The 1,194-nt window shown below is 75.6% G+C and carries 2 pseudogenes; both read left to right on the forward strand.

Features of this window, described 5'->3' with window-relative positions:
• Positions 1-420: pseudogene (locus H5J30_RS34445) on the forward strand (nuclear transport factor 2 family protein); the annotation flags it as partial.
• A 47-nt stretch (positions 421-467) separates the two neighbouring features.
• Positions 468-959, forward strand: a pseudogene (locus H5J30_RS34450) (Rv1363c family protein); the annotation flags it as partial.
• Positions 960-1,194 lie beyond the last annotated feature (235 nt).

Raw genomic sequence — 1,194 nt, forward strand, 5'->3', positions numbered from 1 at the left:
GCGCGGCTCAACGGCGACGACGCGCTGGCCAACCGGGCGCTGACCGACGCCTCCGCCACCGCGGCCGTCTCCGGCGACGTCAGCAACGCGCTCAGCAAGGTGTTCTCGTACGCGCCGGAGGACCCCGGCGTCACCGCGAGGGACGCCGACGAACTCCTCGCCGGCCGCGCCCGCGAGCAGTACCGGCAGCTCTTCGGCCAGATCCAGCAGCGGGTCGTCTCCCAGGAGCTGACGCTGACGACGCACGTCGTACGCGCCGGGGTGGTCCGGCTCGACGGCGACGACGCCACCCTGCTGGTCCTCCTCGACCAGGTCACCGAGCGCAAGGGCGAGGACCCGGCGAGCGTCGGCGCGCAGCTCTCCGTCACCGCCGAGAAGCAGGACGGGCAGTGGCGCATCACCGACCTGAAGTCCCGCTAGCGAAAGGGCGGATCGACGTGAGCCTCAGGAAGAACCCCCTGCCGGCGATGGCCCTGGTGGCGGCGGCGCTGGCGGCGGTGCTCGCGGCCTGGGCCGGCACCTCCTGGTACGCGTCGGCGAACGACGACGCGGCGGACTTCGCCGCCTCCCGGGACGACGCGCTGGCCGCCGCCCGGCAGGCGGTGACGAACCTCAACACCCTCGACCACCGCGACCTGGACGCGGGCCTGGACCGCTGGGAGGCGTCCGCCACCGGCGAACTCCTCGCCCAACTCCAGCAGGGGCGTGCCGGGTTCGAGAAGGAGGTGCGCAAGGCGGAGACGGTGACCACGGCCGAGGTGCTGTCGGCGGCGCTGACCGAGCTGGACGACCGGGCCGGCCGGGCGGACGTGCTGGTGGCGGTCCGTATCACCGTCGCCGCGCCCGGGGAGAAGCCGCAGGCGAAGGAGAGCCGGATGCTCGGCGAGGTCACCCGCGCCGGCGACGGCTGGAAGCTCAGCGCCCTCGGGCAGGCGCCGGCGGGCGACTCCGCGGGCGGGGACGCGAGCGAGGGGTCGGGCGAGGGCTCCGGCCGGGGCGCCGACCAGGGATCGGGCTCGGACTCGGGCCGGGCCGGCGAAGCCGGGCAGTGAACTTCCGGAGAGGACCGCACAGATGTCGACGACCCGCCACCTGATCAACCGGCGCCGCCGCACCGCACCCCCCGCCGGGGAGTCCCCGGCGGCGGCCCGGCGGCAGTCCGCGTCCGCCGTACGGGCCAGGCCCAGGACCCGG

Origin of the sequence: Streptomyces phytophilus, assembly GCF_013870535.1 — a bacterium.
Lineage (GTDB): Bacteria > Actinomycetota > Actinomycetes > Streptomycetales > Streptomycetaceae > Streptomyces > Streptomyces phytophilus.